This window comes from Massilia sp. TSP1-1-2 (genome assembly GCF_049896185.1).
Lineage (GTDB): Bacteria > Pseudomonadota > Gammaproteobacteria > Burkholderiales > Burkholderiaceae_D > Telluria_A.
On sequence record NZ_JAFCTU010000144.1, the window covers coordinates 1 to 929 of the forward strand.

The following is a 929-nucleotide window of genomic DNA, read 5'->3' on the forward strand; positions in this document are numbered from 1 at the left end:
CAAAATGACACCAACCCTTGAGCGCAAGCGGCTCAGGATGCATGGTCGTCGGTCTGACGTGGCGCAGCTACGGTAACTTTATCAGGAGTTGCCCTTGCCGCCATTTTTTTCTGGCCCTTCCGTTCCAGCCATCCTTGCGCTTGCAGACGGAACGATCTTTAAAGGTATTTCCATTGGCGCCGCCGGCCACACCACCGGAGAAGTCGTGTTCAACACGGCGATGACAGGCTACCAGGAAATCCTCACCGATCCGAGCTATTCGCGCCAGATTGTCACCCTTACCTATCCGCACATCGGCAACACCGGTATCAATCCGGAAGATGTCGAGTCGTCCAAGGTGCATGCTGCAGGCTTGATCATCCGCGACCTGCCGCTGATCGCTTCCAATTTCCGCTCCACCCAATCGCTGTCGGACTACCTGAAGGCTGAAGGCATTGTCGCCATCGCCAACATCGACACCCGCAAGCTGACGCGCATGCTGCGCGAGAAGGGTGCGCAGAGCGGCGCCATCCTGGTCGGCACGCAAGGCAACGAGCCGTCGGCCGCGCAGGCGCTGGAGCTGGCGCGTTCGTTCCCGGGCCTGACGGGCATGGATCTGGCCAAGGTGGTGTCCACCACCAAGGCCTACGAATTCACCGAGACCGAATGGACGCTGGGCGAAGGCTACGGCAAGCTGGCCGATCCCAAATTTCACGTGGTCGCTTTCGACTACGGCGTCAAGCGCAACATCTTGCGCATGCTGACCGAACGCGGTTGCAAGGTCACCGTGCTGCCGGCCCAATCGAGCGCTGCGGACGCGCTCGCGTTGAACCCGGACGGTATTTTTCTGGCCAACGGTCCGGGCGACCCGGACCCGCGCCCCGCCGCGGGCACGTGGTGGGCAAGGTAGTCAGCGGCCTGCTGCTGGGAATCATGCTGGCCCGCCCGGT

General features: G+C 61.9%; 1 pseudogene. It reads left to right on the forward strand.

Annotation, left to right across the window (positions count from 1 at the left end):
• Positions 1-94: 94 nt before the first annotated feature.
• A pseudogene (locus ACP7BV_RS27355) lies at positions 95-856 on the forward strand (carbamoyl phosphate synthase small subunit); the annotation flags it as partial.
• Between the last annotated feature and the right edge of the window lie 73 nt (positions 857-929).